The sequence below is a fragment of the Bradyrhizobium sp. 1(2017) genome, from assembly GCF_011602485.2.
Classification (GTDB): Bacteria; Pseudomonadota; Alphaproteobacteria; order Rhizobiales; family Xanthobacteraceae; genus Bradyrhizobium.
On the sequence record NZ_CP050022.2, the window covers coordinates 6294399 to 6310816 of the forward strand.

Sequence of the window (16418 nt, forward strand, 5' to 3'; positions counted from 1 at the left end):
GTTCGGGAAATAAAAAAGGCCCCGAAGAGGGCCCACACACACCGCCTGTCTTGTGGATGGCAGCTAGCCATCCCCGGCGGTGTGCCTGGGTACGACGGCGATAAGAAGTTTGGTAATAATGTTACGCATGGCAGGTGCCCGGCTTCCCAAAGGTTGCGCGAAACATAGCGGCCAAAGCTTGGATGTCAAGGCAATGCGGCCGTTCCCGCGCGATTTTGGCAGTGTAGCGGTGTTCCCGGGGTTCGGCGAGTGGTAAATTGGGGGAACCAGGCACAAAAGCGCGTCAGTCGGGGTCCTCGGTCGCGCGCACAACCGCCGCGAGCCATCCCCTCGCCTCCTCCAGTCTCACCCATTCGAATTCGGGCAATTGATGCCGGAACCAGGTGAACTGGCGCTTGGCATAGTGGCGGGTATCGGCACGGCCGATCGCAGCGGCCTCCTCCAGGCTGAGCTCACCGCGCAGATGCCGGATCAAAGCCGGCACGCCATGGGCCTTCATCGCCGGCAGCAGGGGATCGAGCCGTCTGGCGGCGAGCCGCTCGGCCTCCCTCAGCGCGCCGGCACCCAGCATGGCATCGAAGCGGGCATCGATGCGGGCATAGAGATCGTCGCGCTCGGGGGCGAGAAACACCGCGTGAAAACTGTCCTTGGGCAGCAAGGGCGGCTGCCCCTCCCGGTGCCAGTCGAGCAGCGACCGGCCGGTCGCCTCAATCACTTCGAGCGCACGCGCGATGCGGGTGCGGTCGCGCGGATTCAATCGTTCGGCTGCACGCGGATCGCGGCGCGCAAGTTCCGCGTGCAGCGCCTCGACGCCGTTCCGCTCCAGCCGCGCGCGCACGTCCTCGCGCACCTCTCCAGGAATTGGCGGCACCACGGAAAGGCCCGCCGTCAGCGCCTTGAAATAGAGCCCGGTGCCGCCGATGAAGATCGGCAGGCGGCCCTCGGACGTCGCCTCTTCGAGTGCCTTCGCCGCGTCGCTTACCCAGGCGCCGGCCGAGAAATTCACGGCCGCATCGACATGGCCATAGAGACGATGCGGCACGAGCGCCTCATCCGCCCCCGTCGGCCGCGCCGTGATGATGCGCAGATCACGATAGACCTGCATGGAATCGGCATTGATGACGACGCCGCCGGCAGCGAGCGCGAGCTCCAGCGCCAGCGCCGACTTGCCGCTGGCGGTCGGGCCTGCGATAAGCACGGCCTTGCCAACAGGACTTCTGCCGACTTGCCTCTCGCTCACGAAAACCTCAAATGTCCCTCGTCGCCACGCTGATCTGCAATCCCGACAATCCCGCCCTCGACTCTACCATCGTCGACGGCGCCCGCGCCGTGCTGCCTCAGGCAGCTCCCGCGCACTGGCTGTTCGACGGGGTTGCGGTCGACATTCCGTTCGGGGCCGACAGTAACCTCGGAGGCGACCGTCACGCCATCGAGCAGCGGCTCCGCGAGCTTCGCGGCGACCTGCCCATCGATATCGTCGTGCAGCCAGCCGGCTTCCGGCGCAAGAAGCTTTTTCTCGCCGACATGGATTCCACCATGATCGGCCAGGAATGCATCGACGAGCTTGCCGACTTCGTCGGGGTGAAGGCGCATGTGGCCGCCATCACCGAGCGCGCGATGCGCGGCGAGATCGAGTTCGAGCCGGCGCTGCGCGAGCGCGTGGCCCTGCTGAAGGACCTGCCCGCCAGCGCGGTCGACGAGGTGCTGGCCAAACGCATCACGCTGACCCCCGGCGGCCGCGCGCTGGTCGCGACCATGCGGGCACACGGCGCCTACACCTGCCTCGTCTCGGGCGGCTTCACGCTGTTCACGACCGCGGTCGCCGCCAAGATCGGCTTCCAGGAGAACCGCGCCAACGAGCTCGTCGTGCGCGACGGCAAGTTCACCGGCGAGGTGAAAGAGCCGATCCTCGGCCGTGCCGCGAAGCTCGCGACGCTGGTGGACCTGATGGAATCGTTCGATCTCGACGATCTCGATTCGGTCGTGGTCGGCGACGGCGCCAATGACCTCGCGATGATCCAGGCGGCGGGGCTCGGCGTTGCCTATCACGCCAAGCCGGCCGTCGCAGCCGCCGCCGCGGCGCGGATCGATCACGGCGACCTCACCGCCTTGCTGTATGCGCAGGGGTATCGGCGGGACGAGTTCGTGGAGGCCTGACACACTCGTCGTTCCGGGATGGCGCGAAGCACCAGACCTCAGGTGCGCAATTGCGCACCGGGGAACCTCAAGATTCCGGGTTCGATGCTTCGCATCGCCCCGGAATGACGGATGAAGTTACTGCACGCTCAGCGCCACGAAGCGCAGCTCGCCGTCGGCATTGGAGACCAGCAGCAGCACCGACTTCTTGCCGTCCTTCTTGAGCTGATCGACCCGCTTCTGGATGTCGGCGCCGCTCGACACCGCCTCCTGCGCCACCTCGACGATGACATCGCCGGCGGAGAGCCGCTTTTCGGCGGCGTCGGAATTGGCATCGACACTGGTGACGACCACGCCCTTGACGCTCTCCTTGATCTTGTAGCGCGTGCGCAAATCCTTGCTCAGCGTTGCCAGATCGAGGCCGAGCGCCTTCTGCGTCACCGGCTTCTCGGGCGCAGGCTCATCGGTCTTCACCGCGGCCTGCACCTTTTCGGGATCCTGCAGGCGGCCGAGGGTGACCTTCTTGGTCTGCTCCTGCCCCTTGCGGATGATGATGACGTCGACCTCCTTGCCGACCGCCGTGTCGGCGACGACGCGGGACAGGTCCTTCGGATCCTTGACGTCCTTGCCGTCGAACTTGACGACAACGTCGCCGGGCTCGATGCCGGCCGGCTTTGCCGGGCCCTTGTCGTCGACGCCCGCGACCAGCGCGCCGCGCGCCGGCTTGATGTTGAGGCTCTCGGCGATCTCGTCGGTGACGCTCTGGATGCGCACCCCAAGCCAGCCGCGGCGCAGCTCGCCGAACTGCCGAAGCTGGTCGACGACGCCCACAACCGTCTTCGACGGCACGGCGAAGCCGATGCCGATGGAGCCGCCGGAGGGAGATATGATCAGCGTGTTGACGCCGATGACGTCGCCGTCGAGGTTGAACAGCGGACCGCCGGAATTGCCGCGATTGATCGAAGCGTCGGTCTGGATGTAGCTGTCATACGGTCCCGAGGAGATGTCGCGGTTCTTGGCCGAGACGATGCCGGCCGTCACAGTGCCACCGAGGCTGAAGGGATTGCCGATCGCGACCACCCAGTCGCCGAGGCGCAGCTTGTCGGAGTCGCCGAACTTCACCGCGACCAGTGGCTTCGGCGGCTTGATCTTGAGCACGGCGAGATCGGTCTTCTTGTCGACGCCGACCAGCTCGGCCTTGATCTTGGTGCCGTCGTTGAGGATGACGTGTATCTCGTCGGCGTCGGCGATGACGTGATTGTTGGTCACGACTACGCCCGCGGTGTCGATGATGAAGCCGCTTCCGAGCGAGTTGGTCTTGCGCGGCGGGGTGTTCTCGCCACCCTTGCTGCCGCCGCCGGGACCCCTGCGGTTCTTGAAGAAGTCGTCGAAGAACTCCTCGAAGGGCGAGCCGGGCGGCAGTTGCGGCATGGTGTTGCTGCCGCCGCCCTTGGCCTCGACGTTCTGCGAGGTGGAGATGTTGACGACCGCGTCGATCACCTTCTCGGCGACGTCGGCGATGCCGTCCGGTCCACGCGCCTGAGCCGGCGTGCCGAACGCGCCGAAAGCACCGATGGCGAGCGCGGCCAGCCCGGTTCGCACCCAATGGTGCAAGCGGGACGGGGCAATGGTGGCAGCGGTCATTGTGATCTCCAGAGAATAGGATTTGGCGTCAGACTGCGCTCGAACGGGGGGACGGCGCAAGCGCGGAGCTTAACGGGCCTCAAGACCCCGATATTACGGCGAAAACCGGTTGTTCGCCTTCACTTTGGCGTTGGCGCGACGCTAAACCGGGCGCCGCATCACCCAGATCAGGATCAGGCCGGCCACGGCCGAACCGATCCCGACCGCCCGCAGGATGTTGTCCGGCGTGGCGATGGCGCTCTTCATCGCCTTGCGCATCCAGTTCGGACTTGCCGCGAACATCAAGCCTTCCAGCACGAACAGGATGCCCAGGCCGATGAGGAAGTCGGCGAACGCAATGGACCTCATCGAATTGGAACCTCCCGCCGTGCTGTTCTTGTATGGACGAAGGGCGGCAGAACTGCCGCCCTTGTCTAGCCCGCGACGAGATCAGACAGAATCGTCATCGCGCTTCAGGCTGTTGTTTGAGCATGATCTTGTCGGAAAAGTGCTGCAGCCCTTTCCGGATCATGCTCGAGCTTACGGTTTCGCCGTCGTCTCGGCCGCCGTCTTGCCGGACGGGTTACCGAAATACCGGAAGAAGTCCGACTCCGGCCGCAAGAGGAAGCGGGTGTCGCTGGAGCGCAACCCGTTCTCATAAGCCGTCATCGAGCGGAAGAAGGCGAAGAAGTCGGTATCCTTGCTGTAGGCCTCGGCGAACAGGCGGTTGCGCTCGGCATCGCCCGCGCCCCGGGTCTGCTCGGCCTGCGAATTGGCTTCCGCGACGATCACGGTCGCCTCGCGATCCGCCCTGGACTTGATCTCCTGGGCCTTCTGGCCGCCCTGCGCGCGGAACTCGGCAGCTTCCCGCTCGCGCTCGGTCTTCATGCGCAGGTAGACCGCCTGGCTGTTCTGCTCAGGCAGATCGGCGCGGCGGATCCGGACGTCGACCACCTCGATGCCATAACCGTCGGCTTCGCGATCGAGCTGATCGCGGATGCGCAGCATCAGCTTCTCGCGGTCGTCGCGCACCACGTTGATGAACGTGACCTCACCGAGCACGCGGCGCAGCGCCGCGTTGAGGAGCGTGGTGAGCTGGAGGTTGGCCGCCTGGATCGAGCCGACGCTCTGGTAGAAGCGCAACGCGTTCTTGATGCGATAGCGCGCGAAGGCGTCGACCACCAGCCGCTTCTGGTCGGAAGCGATCGCTTCCTGCGACGGGTTCTCCAGATCGAGGATGCGCTTGTCGATGTTGATCACCGAGTTCCACGGCGCCTTGAAGTGCAGGCCGGGATCGGTGATGACGTCGACCGGCTCACCGAAGCGAAGCACGATGGTCTGCTCGGTCTGCTGCACCGTGAACAGCGACATGTAGCCCACGATCAGGACCAGGAGCAGTCCGAGCAGTGTGACGAAACCTGTAACCGGGGATCTCATCGGCTGCCTCCGCTCGACTGCGGACCGGCCGTAGGCTGTCGCTTGGGGGCCAGTTCGGGAAGCGGCAGATAGGGCACAACGCCCTGGCCCGAGGGGCCACCGTCATAGACGAGCTTGTCGGCGCCGCCGAGCACGCGCTCCATCGTCTCCAGATAGATCCGTTCACGCGTCACGTCGGGTGCCTTCTTGTATTCCTCGTAAATCTTCAGGAAGCGCGCGCTCTGGCCCTTGGCTTCGGCGATCGCCTGCTCCCTGTAGCCTTCGGCGTCCTGCAGGATCTTGGCCGCGCGTCCGCGCGCCTGCGGCACGACCTGGTTGGCGTAGGTCTGCGCTTCGTTCTGCAGCTGCTCCTGATTGGCGCGAGCCGCCTGCACGTCGCGGAAGGCGTCGATCACCTGCGCCGGCGGATCGACCTTCTGCATCTGCACCTGGGTGATGAGAATGCCCGCGCCATAGCTGTCCAGCGTCCTCTGGATCAGCTCCTGCACGCCCTGCTCGATCGTGTTGCGGGCGCCGGTCAGGATCGGCTGGATCTGCGAGCGCCCGATCACTTCGCGCATCGCGCTTTCCGCGACCGCCTTCACGGTGCCTTCGGGGTTCTGGATGTTGAAGAGGAAGGCGCCGACACCGCCGGCGTCCGGCTTGATGCGCCAGAGCACGGTGAAATCGACGTCGACGATGTTCTCGTCACCGGTGAGCATCAGGCTCTCTTCCGGCACGTCGCGAATGGAACGGCCGCGCCGCGCCGGATCGTCGATCAGCGTCATGCCGATGGAGGTGGTGTTGACGCGCAATGCCTTCGGCAACAGCACGGTCTCGATCGGATAGGGCAGGTGATAATTGAGGCCGGGATCGACGGTGCGGACATGCTTGCCGAAGCGCAGCACGACGCCGCGCTCTTCGGACTGCACGCGGAAGAAGCCCGACAGCAGCCAGAACGCGATGATGAGCAGGATGATCAGCGTGATGCCGATGCCGGAGAAATAGCCGCCCGGCATGATCTGCTGCAGGCGGTCCTGGCCGCGCCGCAGAAGGTCTTCCAGATCCGGCGGCCTCGGCCCGACCGGTTGCGGGCCTGAGCCCCATGGTCCTTTTGGACCCGAGCCCCACGGGCCACCGCCCTGATTCTTCCACGGCATTCGACGCTCTCCTCGGCAGGGTGAAATTGCCCCCCGCCCGCTTTGTCCGGTCCGGCTTTATAGGGGACAGGCAGGTCCCTTACAACGCAGCCTTGGCTGCCTTCCGAGCTAAGCTCGGGGGCAGAAAAGTCAACGTTAACATTGGCGAATGCGGTTAATGGCCCGCCCGCCGACGATATGTCACATAGGAGAAGTCGGCGCTGTCGTCGGGGCCGGCAGGATGACGGATGCGTGCCACCTCATCCCACTCTGCCGTGTCGACGTTGAAATGCGTGTCGCCGTCGGGCCGCGCATGCACTTCGGTGATTTCGAGGCGATCGGCGCGATCGAGCCATTGCCGAAAGATCTCGGCGCCGCCGATCACCGCGACCTCAGTGACGGAACGCCGCAGGGCATCGCCGCGCGCGACCGCGTCCGCATCCGCCGCCGATGTCGTGACGATTGCGCCCGCGGCGCGATAATCCACATCGCGCGTGATGACGATATTGGTGCGGCCCGGCAGCGGACGGCGAGGCAGGGATTCGAAGGTCTTGCGGCCCATGATCACGGGCTTGCCGATCGTGAGCGCCTTGAAGCGCGCCATGTCGGATTTCAGGCGCCAAGGGATCGCGTTGCCCGCGCCGATGATGCCGTTCTCGGCGATCGCGACGACGAAGACGATCTCCATCAGACCTCGCTCCCGGCAAGCCGTGTCAGCGCCGGCCCGGTGACGCGGCACAGCGTCCAATCGTCCATCATGACGGCACCGAGCGATTTGTAGAACGCGATCGACGGCGCGTTCCAATCGAGCACCGACCATTGCAGGCGTGACCAGCCGTTGTCGACGCATTCCCTGGCGAGATAGACCAGCAGCGCCTTGCCGAGGCCCCTGCCCCGATGCGACGGCCGCACATAGAGGTCTTCGAGATAGATGCCGTGGCGGCCGCTGAAGGTGGAGAAGTTCGCAAACCACACCGCAAAGCCGACCGCCTCGCCGTTCCACTCGGCGATCGCGCAATGCAGCTGCGGCCTGTCGCCGAACAGCGCATCCGCAATCATCGCCTCGGTCGCCTCGACCTCGTGCGAGAGCTTCTCGTATTCGGCGAGTTCGTGAATGAAAGCCAGGACAAGCCCGGCTTCGCCCGGACGCGCGCGGCGGATGTTCGGCGACATAGGGTGCTAGACCGCGACTTCCGCCTTGATATGCGGATGCGGGTCGTAACCGACGAGCTCGAAGTCTTCGTAACGGAAGGAGAAGATGTCCTTCACGTCAGGATTGATCCGCATCACCGGCAATGCGCGCGGTGCACGGGTGAGCTGGAGCCGGGCCTGCTCCAGATGGTTCGAGTAGAGATGGGTGTCGCCGAGCGAATGCACGAAATCGCCTGGCTTCAAGCCCGTGACTTGCGCCACCATCATGGTGAGCAGCGCATAGGAGGCGATGTTGAAGGGCACGCCGAGAAAGACGTCGGCCGAGCGCTGATAGAGCTGGCACGACAGCTTGCCGTTCGCGACATAGAACTGGAACAGCAGGTGACAGGGCGGCAGCGCCATCTTCTCGACATCGGCAGGATTCCAGGCGGTGACGATCAGCCGACGGGAATCCGGGGTGCGCTTGATCATGTCGATGACATTGGCGACCTGGTCGATGCTCCGCCCGTCGGCCGTGGGCCAGGAGCGCCATTGATGGCCGTAGACCGGGCCGAGATCGCCATTGGCATCCGCCCACTCGTCCCAGATCGTGACGCCGTTGTCTCGCAGATATTTGATGTTGGTGTCGCCCTTCAGGAACCAGAGCAGCTCATGCACGATCGCCTTCAGCGGCAGCCGCTTGGTGGTCAGCATCGGGAAGCCCGCCGACAGATTGAAGCGCATCTGATGGCCGAAAACCGACAGCGTGCCGGTGCCGGTCCGGTCGGTCTTCTCGGCGCCGTCTGAAAGAATCCGCTCGAGCAGGTCCTGATACTGGTGCATGTGTCATGAGCCTTTGGGGAGGCGGCGAACTTAACGGCGCCCCCCGTGCTGCGACAGCGGCGATTCGCTGTTCGCACCGATTATACCCGGAAAATTGAGTGTTCCCGGGACAAACGACAAGGGGGCGGAACCCAGCGTCCCGCCCCCTCGCCTATCAGCTTGATCGCGCTGCTTAAGTGGCCGGCTTGAGCACCGGGGTCCACTTCGCGATCTCGTTCTTGACGAGGGCTCCCAGCGCCTCCGGCGTACGGTCCTTCGGGCTCGGGATGACGCTGCCGAGCTCGAGCAGGCGCTTCTTCACGGTCTCGTCGTCGAGCGCCTTGATGGCGGCCGCGTTCAGGCTCGCAATGATCGCGGGCGAAGTTCCCTTCGGCGCGAAGATCGCGTTCCAGGCCTGGGCCTGGAATGCCGGCAGGCCGGCTTCCGCCGTGGTCGGCACGTTCGGCAGCGACGGATTACGCTCGGCCGTCGCGATCGCATAGGCCTTGATGGTGCCGGCATTGATCTGCGGCACGGCGTTGACGATCTGGTCGCACATGTAGTCGACCTGGCCCGCCACCAGCGCGTTCATCGCAGGGCCGGTGCCGTTGAAGGGCACGCCGACCGGCTTGATGTCGAGGATGGAATGCAGGAGCTCGCACGAGACGTGCGAGACCGAGCCGACGCCGGCATGCGCGGCGTTCACCTTCTCGGCGTTCGCCTTCACATAGGTGACGAACTCCTTGAGGTCCTTCGGCGGGAAGTCCTTGCGCGCCAGGATCAGGATCGGCGTGCCCGCGAGAAGCGCGATCGGCTCGAAATCCTTCTCGGGATGATAGGCCAGCTTCGGATAGAGCGGCACGGAGGCGGCATGCGTGCCCATATGCCCGGTGATGAGCGTATAGCCGTCATTGGTCGCACGCGCGGCGCGTGTGGTGGCGGTGGTGCCGCCGGCGCCGACCACGTTCTCGATGATGATGCTCTGGCCCAGCGTCTGCGCCATGTGCCCGGTGACGATGCGCGAGATCACGTCAGTCGGTCCGCCGGCCGCGAACGGCACGATCATGGTGATGCTGCGGGTCGGGTAAGTCTGCGCCTCGGCCGGCGCGATGAAGGCGCTCAGCGAGGCGAGCGCCGCGGCACATGCGCCCGTGAGCGCGTGAATGAAGGTCATGTTAATCCCCTTGGAGACACAAAAATGCCGGCCCAAAGGCCGGCATTTTCATTTCATGAAGCCGTAACACAAGTCGATTCGACTTCCGAATGCGGCGTGCCGACGCAGGCACGGGCCGACGCGATACGCGGCGACCTCAGTTCTCGGACTCGGTGAACACCTCGTCGCGCTTGGCACGCAGCACCGGTAGCACCGTGAGGACGAGTAGCGCCGCCGCGACCGCCAGCAGCACCGCCGACAACGGACGCGTCAGGAACACGCTCCAGTCGCCGCGCGAGATCAGCAGCGCGCGGCGCAGGTTCTCCTCCATCAGCGGACCCAGCACCATGCCGAGCAGCAACGGCGCCGGCTCGAAATCGTGCTTGATCAGCCAGTAACCGACCAGACCGAAGATACCGGCCAGGATGACGTCGACCGGCGCGTTGTTCACCGAATAGATGCCGATCGCACAGAAGATCACGATCGAGGGGAACATCAGCCGGTACGGCACGCGCAGCAGCCGCACCCAGATGCCGACCAGCGGCAGGTTGATGATGATCAGCATCAAATTGCCGATCCACATCGAGGCGATCATGCCCCAGACCAGATCCGGCTGCTTCTGCATCACCTGCGGGCCCGGCACGATGCCGTGGATGGTCATCGCGCCCACCATCAGCGCCATCACCGCATTCGGCGGGATGCCGAGCGTGAGCAGCGGGATGAAGGAGGTCTGCGCGGCGGCGTTGTTGGCACTCTCAGGCCCCGCCACGCCCTCGATCGCGCCGCGACCGAACCGCGACGGGTTCTTGGCAAGCTTCTTCTCGAGCGTATAGGCTCCGAAGGATGCGATCGTCGCACCGCCCCCCGGCAGGATGCCGAGGATCGAGCCGAGCACGGTGCCGCGCAGGATCGCCGGCGTCGAATCGACCAGGTCCTTCTTGGTCGGCATCAGGCCGGTGATCTTCTGCTGAACGAGATCGCGGTTCAGCTCGGCGCCGGCATCGAGATTGCGGATGATCTCGGCAAAGCCGAATACGCCCATCGCCACCGTTGCAAAGCCGAGGCCGTCGGCGAGCTCCGGAATGTTGAAGGCCATGCGCGAGGCGCCGGTCTCGATGTCCGAGCCGACCATCGAGAGCAACAGGCCGAGCACGATCATCGCGATCGCCTTCAGCACCGAGCCCTTGGCCAGCACCACCGCGAAGATCAGGCCGAGCACCATCAGCGAGAAATATTCGGCCGGGCCGAACGCCAATGCGAGCTTGGTGAGCGGCGCACCGAGCAGGGCAATGAGCACAGTCGCGACGCAGCCGGCGAAGAACGAGCCGATCGCGGCGATCGCCAGCGCCGGGCCGGCACGGCCCTGCTTCGCCATCTGGTGACCGTCGATGGCGGTGACGACCGATGTCGCCTCGCCTGGTATGTTGACGAGGATCGACGTGGTCGAGCCGCCATATTGCGCGCCGTAATAGATGCCGGCGAGCATGATCAACGCGCCGACCGGCGGCAGTCCGAAGGTGATCGGCAGCAGCATCGCGACGGTTGCGATGGTGCCGATCCCCGGGAGCACGCCGACCAGCGTCCCGACCAGGGCGCCGATCAGACACATCAAGAGGTTGATCGGAGAGAAGGCGACGGCGAAGCCGTGAGCGAGGTTGGCAAAGATATCCATCACGCCCTCACTGGATCAGGAATCGCGGAAACATCGGCATCGGCAGCCCGAGCACGTATGGAAAGAGGATTGCGCAACCGAGCGTCAGGCAGGCGCCGACGATTGCCGCTTCAAGCCAGCGCGTCTCGTGCGAGCCCGTTGCCGAGATCATGAAGCTCGTAAAAGCCGTGACGACGAGGCCGAGGGGCCGGATCGCCAGCGCGAAGAAGACGATCGCCGCCACCACGAACAGCGGTCCTCGCCAGGAATAATGGGCCATCGCCGGCCCCTGGGTCAGAAGACCGGTCAAGGCGATGCCGGCGGACAGGGCGACCAGCAGTCCTCCGAACATGCGCGGTGCGGTCCCTGCCCCGAACGAGAAGCCCCGCATGCCCTGCAAATCACTCGATGCCCACAGCGCGAACAGGCCCAGCGCCATCAGGACGACGCCGCCGACATAATCCTGCGCCGAGCGGATGTTCATGAACAGCGTGAGGATCGCCACCACAAACAGCGGATAGGAGTAGATCAGCGCCAGCAGAACCTCGGACGGCAGCTTCTTGCTGCCTCCGCCGAACGATCCGAAGACAGCGCCAGGCGCGCCGAACAGCAGCGCCGTCACGTGGCTGGTGAGGGCCGTCGCCGGACCCCGGCCGGTCCCCCAGCCGAAGATCGTCCCGGTCGACCAGAACAATTCGAAAATCTGCGGCGCGATCGCCAGCAGACAAAAGCCGAGCGCCAACCGGGTGTTTCGGGTGGCCGTCCCTGAGTGGCCCATCGTGTCGGCCATGCATGTCTCCTCCGCGACCCGTAAGTCACGAGCACTGTTGTTTTAAATCGGCTGGAACCGGATCCCCCCGCCCCGGATCATTGCCTAGCGATTTTCATCACACAATGCCAGCAAAACCCAACAGGCCGCCGGCGAGGAGGAGCCAGAGTGGATTGATGCGCGAGATGGACGCGATCAGCGCAACCATCGCGGTCAGAAGCAGTGCAGCAATCGTGCGATCGGTCGACTGGGCCAGGATCAGGGCGCTCGCCGCCATCAATCCGATCGACAGCGGAACAAGTGCAGCCTGGATCAGGCCGGGCCAGCGCGATTGGCTGGGCCGGTTCAGGAGCCGGCTGACATAATAGGCAAGCAGTGCGGTCGGCAGACACATCGCCAGCGTCGCCGCCAGCGCGCCGGGGATGCCGGCGACCGCATAGCCGATCAACGTCACGATGAGCACGTTCGGCCCCGGCGAGAGCTGCGCGATCGCATAGGCATCCGTGAACTGCTTGTCGGTCATCCAGTGATGCAGATCGACGGCGATGCGATGCATCTCCGGCACCGCCGCCGCGGCACCGCCGACCGCGAACAGCGACATCAGGCCGAAGGTGGAGATCAGCAGCCAGATCGGGTTCTCGGCGTTCATGCTACTTTCCGCCGCCGGAAATACGTGGCGCCGACGCTCACGGGGATTGCGACCAGCAGCACCGCCTGGAGCGGCAGGCGGAGCGCGCCGATCGCGACGAACACACCGAGCATCAGGGTGAGCGCGACGCCGTCGATCGACTTGAGCAGCGGGGTCATCATGCGGAAGACCACCGCGATCAACAGACCCACCGCCGCGCAGGAGATGCCGGCGAGGCTGCGGCGCAGCAGCTCCAATTCGCCGAACTGGGCATAGATGATCGCGAGCACCGTCATGATCAGCGTCGGCGGCAACAGCAGCCCGGCGAAGGCGGCAATTCCGCCCGCAATCCCGCGCAGCCGCGCGCCGAACACCATGGACAGATTGACGATGTTGGGCCCCGGCAGGAAATGGCAGAGCGCGAAGGTCTCATTGAATTCGTCCGGCGTCATCCAGCGGTGCTGCTCGACGATCGCACGCCGGGCAAACACCAGGACGCCGCCGAAGCCGGCCAGCGACATCCGGGCGAATGCCAGGAACAGCGCGAGCAGGCCGGGCGGTGCGGCGGCGAGGTCCGGCTCCTGGACGGCCGGTGCTGAATCCGGGGACATGTCAGGAGCTTAGAACGAGGGTCGCGTCGCGGCCAAGACGGTCCGGAACCGTATCCAAAGGAACCACACCGGTCTTGCTCGAAACCTCTGTTTTTCGAAACCTTTGCCCCCTATATTGCGAGTGCCGGTTCGCCGGCTATGGAAATAAACGGTCGTCGCAATAAACCATTCGGACCCGGGGGCGGTACCCGGCGCCTCCACCAAAGCCCACTCGGGCGTGCCCAGGAAGCGGGCTTTGGCGGGGGCGAAATAGGATCGACGAGGGCGTAAAGGGCGTGCTTTTTCCCGGTATTGTTCCGCCGTTATCGGGCTACTGCAATAGTTGCCAACGACAACTTTGCTCCGGTTGCTCAGGCTGCGTAACGCAGTTTGAAAGACCACTTTAAAGTCCTAGCGGGTTAAGCTCCGCTAGGCGGGGTTCGGAGGCACCTGGCAACAGAAGCCTCCACTTTGCTTTTTAATCTTCCCCGGCGGGGGACTCCTGCTGACCCGTCAGGCGCGGTACTATTGCGGCTTGGCGAGTCGGGCCGGCAGGGCCCAACTCCTGGAATGCAACAGGACCACCATGGCGACCGATCATATCCGATACGATGTGCTGGCCCGCGACGCGCTGCGCGGCGTGCTGCGCAAGGTGCTGACCGATGCCGCGGCCCACGGCCTGCCGGGCGAGCATCATTTCTTCATCACCTTCGTATCGAAGGCCGAGGGCGTGAAACTGTCGTCGCGCCTGCTCGCGCAATATCCGGAAGAGATGACGATCATCCTCCAGCACCAGTTCTGGGACCTGACCGTGCTCGAGGACCGTTTCGAGGTCGGCCTGTCCTTCGGCGGCATTCCGGAGCGGCTGATCGTGCCCTTCAGCGCCATCAAGAGCTTCCTCGATCCGTCCGTGAAGTTCGGCCTCCAGTTCGACACTTCCGATGTCGCCGAGGTCGCGCCAGAGACCTTGCCGGCGGCCCCCGCGCCGTCGGCCGTCGCAGTGCCCGCGCCGGCGACTGAACCTGCGGAAAGCACGGAGCAGCCGGCGGCCCCCAACCAGGGCGGTGCCGAGGTCGTGCGGCTCGATCGTTTCCGTAAGAAATGATCTAGGTTGGGCCCGCACCCGTCGCACGCGACCCAACTCCCTATATAGAAGTGCATCTCAAGAAGCCGCGCGGCGTCTCGCGCGACGAAATGGATGTGCTCATGGCCAAAGCTGCCCGCTCTACGACTGCCCGCTCCTCGACCCGCACCGAGACCGATAGTTTTGGTCCGATCGAGGTCGCCGCCGATCGCTATTGGGGGGCGCAGACCGAGCGCTCGCGCCAGAATTTCCGTATCGGCACCGATCGCATGCCGATCTCGCTCGTGCATGCGCTCGGCATCGTCAAGCTTGCCGCCGCGCAGTCCAACCTCGAGCTCGGCCTGCTCGACAAGCGTCGCGCCAACGCCATCATCCGCGCCGCGCGCGAGGTGATCGAGGGCAAGCTCGACGATCATTTCCCGCTGGTGGTGTGGCAGACCGGCTCGGGTACGCAGACCAACATGAACCTCAACGAGGTGATCGCCAACCGCGCCAACGAGCTGCTGGGCGGCGAGCTGGGTGCCAAGAAGCCGGTGCATCCCAACGACCACGTCAATATGAGCCAGTCGTCGAACGATTCATTTCCGACCGCGATGCACATCGCGGCGGCAAGCCGCATCAATGGCGATCTCGTCCCGGCCCTCTGCGAGCTGCTCCGTGCGCTGCGCAAGAAGGAGAAAGAGTTCGCCCGAATCGTCAAGATCGGCCGCACCCACACCCAGGATGCGACGCCCCTGACACTCGGCCAGGAGTTTTCCGGCTATGCCGCGCAGGTCGAGAGCGGCATCGCCCGGCTCAAGGTCGCGGTGAAGGATCTCTATCCGCTGGCGCAGGGCGGCACCGCCGTCGGCACCGGCCTCAACTCGAAGCCGCGCTTTGCGAAACTGTTCGCAAAGCACGTCGTCGGGATTACGAAGCTCCCCTTCACCAGCGCCGCCAACAAATTCGAGGCGCTGGCCTCGAACGATGCCTATGTGCTGGCGCACGGGGCCATCAATTCGGTCGCGACGGGCCTGTTCAAGATCGCCAACGACATCCGCCTGCTCGGCTCCGGTCCGCGCTCGGGCCTCGGCGAGCTGATCCTGCCGGAGAACGAGCCGGGCTCCTCGATCATGCCGGGCAAGGTCAATCCGACCCAGTGCGAAGCGATGACCATGGTGTGCTGCCAGGTGTTCGGCAATCACACTGCAATCACGGTCGCCGGCAGCCAGGGCCATTTCGAGCTCAACGTCTACAAGCCCGTGCTCGCCTACAACATGCTGCACTCGATCCGCCTGATGGCCGACGCCGCACGCTCCTTCACCGAGCATTGCGTCAGCGGCATCCGCGCCGACGAGAAGCGCATCAAGGAGCTGATGCAGCGCTCGCTGATGCTGGTGACGGCGCTGGCCCCGACGATCGGCTACGACAACGCGGCCAAGGTGGCCAAGACCGCGCACGCCAACGGCACCACGCTGAAGGAGGAGGCGCTGCGGCTCGGCTTCGTCTCGGCCGACGAGTTCGACCGCCTGGTACGCGCCGAGAAGATGACCAGCCCGGGATAAAATTCCGAATTCCGATAGCCATCCGTAGTGATACGGACGCTCGACCCGCAGAATTATAGGGCTTTAGGGGCGGGATTTGATTACCGTCAATGTTCCGGCGGGGCAGCGTGCTACGCAGCCCTCTGCCCTCGACGGGGCGAATTCATCGTTTGATGGCCCAAGGGCCGATTGACGAGGACAAGCATATGGCGATCAAGTCTTCTGGGGCGCATTGCGGCGCCCTGTTTGTGAACGTTTCATCCGGCACAAAGAGGAGCGGGTGATGGAGACGCGGCATGGGGAACGTCATCAACCTGAATCGTTTCAGGAAGCGCGCCGAGCGGGAAGCCTCGGCGAAGCAGGCGGACGCCAACCGGGCGAAGTTCGGTCGCACGAAGGCGGAGCGGTCGGCGGAGGAGAAACGGGCGGACCAGGCCAAGGAGCATCTGGACCAGCACCGGATCGATCACGAGGAGCAGCCATGAAGTCGCCCGTCGTGAAGCGGTCGATCGTCGTCGCCGGTCACAAGACGAGCGTCAGCCTGGAAGAAGCGTTCTGGAACGGCATGAAGGAGATCTCGGGCCTGCGCAACATGACGCTGTCCGAGCTCGTCGGCGAGATCGACAACAACCGGCAGCAGGGCAATCTGTCGTCGGCGATCCGCCTGTTCGTGCTGGACTACTTCAAGACCCGCGCCATGGCCGTCCAGCCGGAAAAGGTCCCGGCCCAGTAGCCGCCGGGGCGTTTTCCCGG

General features: G+C 64.8%; 18 protein-coding genes and 1 other RNA gene. 6 read left to right on the top strand and 13 right to left on the bottom strand.

The genetic code is table 11. From position 1 onward, the window contains the following. Window positions 1-283 precede the first annotated feature (283 nt). Entirely contained in the window at window positions 284-1240 is a 957-nt protein-coding gene (gene miaA / locus HAP40_RS29905) for a tRNA (adenosine(37)-N6)-dimethylallyltransferase MiaA (RefSeq protein WP_166814408.1), read from the bottom strand. 11 nt (window positions 1241-1251) lie between these two features. Between miaA and serB the strand changes: the two genes are divergently transcribed. Beyond that, window positions 1252-2157, top strand: a complete 906-nt coding sequence (gene serB / locus HAP40_RS29910) for a phosphoserine phosphatase SerB (RefSeq protein WP_166814407.1) — start codon at window positions 1252-1254, stop codon at window positions 2155-2157. A gap of 117 nt (window positions 2158-2274) precedes the next feature. Here the strand turns inward: serB and HAP40_RS29915 are convergent, their stop codons facing one another. From HAP40_RS29915 to HAP40_RS29970, 12 genes are all read right to left on the bottom strand, one after another. Further along, entirely contained in the window at window positions 2275-3780 is a 1506-nt protein-coding gene (locus HAP40_RS29915) for a Do family serine endopeptidase (protein ID WP_166814406.1), read from the bottom strand. Between the two features lie 141 nt (window positions 3781-3921). Continuing rightward, window positions 3922-4128 carry a DUF2065 domain-containing protein gene (locus HAP40_RS29920; protein ID WP_027560516.1) on the bottom strand — a complete coding sequence of 69 codons (207 nt, stop codon included), beginning with the start codon at window positions 4126-4128 and terminating at the stop codon, window positions 3922-3924. Window positions 4129-4299: 171 nt separating this feature from the next. After that, the gene (hflC, locus tag HAP40_RS29925; protein WP_166814405.1) at window positions 4300-5196 is read right to left on the bottom strand and encodes a protease modulator HflC; all 897 of its coding nucleotides are present in this window, start codon (window positions 5194-5196) and stop codon (window positions 4300-4302) included. After that, window positions 5193-6335 carry an FtsH protease activity modulator HflK gene (hflK, locus tag HAP40_RS29930; protein ID WP_166814404.1) on the bottom strand — a complete coding sequence of 381 codons (1143 nt, stop codon included), beginning with the start codon at window positions 6333-6335 and terminating at the stop codon, window positions 5193-5195. Before hflK ends, hflC begins: the two co-directional genes overlap by 4 nt. A 154-nt stretch (window positions 6336-6489) precedes the next feature. Beyond that, complete coding sequence (locus HAP40_RS29935; RefSeq protein WP_166814403.1) at window positions 6490-7002, bottom strand: dihydrofolate reductase; 513 nt, start codon at window positions 7000-7002, stop codon at window positions 6490-6492. Next, window positions 7002-7487: a GNAT family N-acetyltransferase gene (locus HAP40_RS29940; RefSeq protein ID WP_166814402.1), complete on the bottom strand. Its 486-nt coding sequence runs from the start codon at window positions 7485-7487 to the stop codon at window positions 7002-7004. Before HAP40_RS29940 ends, HAP40_RS29935 begins: the two co-directional genes overlap by 1 nt. Window positions 7488-7493: 6 nt before the next feature. After that, window positions 7494-8288, bottom strand: a complete 795-nt coding sequence (locus tag HAP40_RS29945) for a thymidylate synthase (protein WP_166814401.1) — start codon at window positions 8286-8288, stop codon at window positions 7494-7496. Window positions 8289-8460: 172 nt separating this feature from the next. Then, window positions 8461-9441: a tripartite tricarboxylate transporter substrate binding protein BugD gene (locus HAP40_RS29950; protein WP_166814400.1), complete on the bottom strand. Its 981-nt coding sequence runs from the start codon at window positions 9439-9441 to the stop codon at window positions 8461-8463. A gap of 136 nt (window positions 9442-9577) precedes the next feature. Continuing rightward, window positions 9578-11092 (bottom strand): tripartite tricarboxylate transporter permease, encoded by a 1515-nt coding sequence (locus tag HAP40_RS29955; protein ID WP_166814399.1) that lies wholly within the window; start codon window positions 11090-11092, stop codon window positions 9578-9580. A gap of 7 nt (window positions 11093-11099) precedes the next feature. After that, a complete protein-coding gene (locus HAP40_RS29960) occupies window positions 11100-11861 on the bottom strand; it encodes a tripartite tricarboxylate transporter TctB family protein (protein ID WP_166814398.1) in 762 nt (253 codons plus the stop codon). A gap of 97 nt (window positions 11862-11958) precedes the next feature. After that, window positions 11959-12489 carry a chromate transporter gene (locus tag HAP40_RS29965; RefSeq protein ID WP_166814397.1) on the bottom strand — a complete coding sequence of 177 codons (531 nt, stop codon included), beginning with the start codon at window positions 12487-12489 and terminating at the stop codon, window positions 11959-11961. After that, window positions 12486-13079, bottom strand: a complete 594-nt coding sequence (locus HAP40_RS29970) for a chromate transporter (RefSeq protein ID WP_166814396.1) — start codon at window positions 13077-13079, stop codon at window positions 12486-12488. The genes HAP40_RS29965 and HAP40_RS29970 overlap by 4 nt, the downstream gene beginning before the upstream one ends. Before the next feature lie 84 nt (window positions 13080-13163). On the opposite strand from HAP40_RS29970, the gene ssrA reads away from it, so the two are divergent. The 5 genes from ssrA (at window position 13164) to HAP40_RS29995 (ending at window position 16398) form a co-directional block, all read left to right on the top strand. Further along, window positions 13164-13529, top strand: a transfer-messenger RNA (tmRNA) gene (gene ssrA, locus HAP40_RS29975). A gap of 115 nt (window positions 13530-13644) precedes the next feature. Next, window positions 13645-14163: an SspB family protein gene (locus HAP40_RS29980; protein WP_166814395.1), complete on the top strand. Its 519-nt coding sequence runs from the start codon at window positions 13645-13647 to the stop codon at window positions 14161-14163. A gap of 89 nt (window positions 14164-14252) precedes the next feature. Continuing rightward, on the top strand, window positions 14253-15686 hold the full coding sequence (fumC, locus tag HAP40_RS29985; RefSeq protein ID WP_166814394.1) for a class II fumarate hydratase: 1434 nt from the start codon (window positions 14253-14255) through the stop codon (window positions 15684-15686). A 275-nt stretch (window positions 15687-15961) separates the two neighbouring features. Further along, window positions 15962-16150 carry a DUF4169 family protein gene (locus HAP40_RS29990; RefSeq protein ID WP_061849346.1) on the top strand — a complete coding sequence of 63 codons (189 nt, stop codon included), beginning with the start codon at window positions 15962-15964 and terminating at the stop codon, window positions 16148-16150. After that, the gene (locus tag HAP40_RS29995) at window positions 16147-16398 is read left to right on the top strand and encodes a ribbon-helix-helix domain-containing protein (protein ID WP_166814393.1); all 252 of its coding nucleotides are present in this window, start codon (window positions 16147-16149) and stop codon (window positions 16396-16398) included. Before HAP40_RS29990 ends, HAP40_RS29995 begins: the two co-directional genes overlap by 4 nt. Window positions 16399-16418 lie beyond the last annotated feature (20 nt).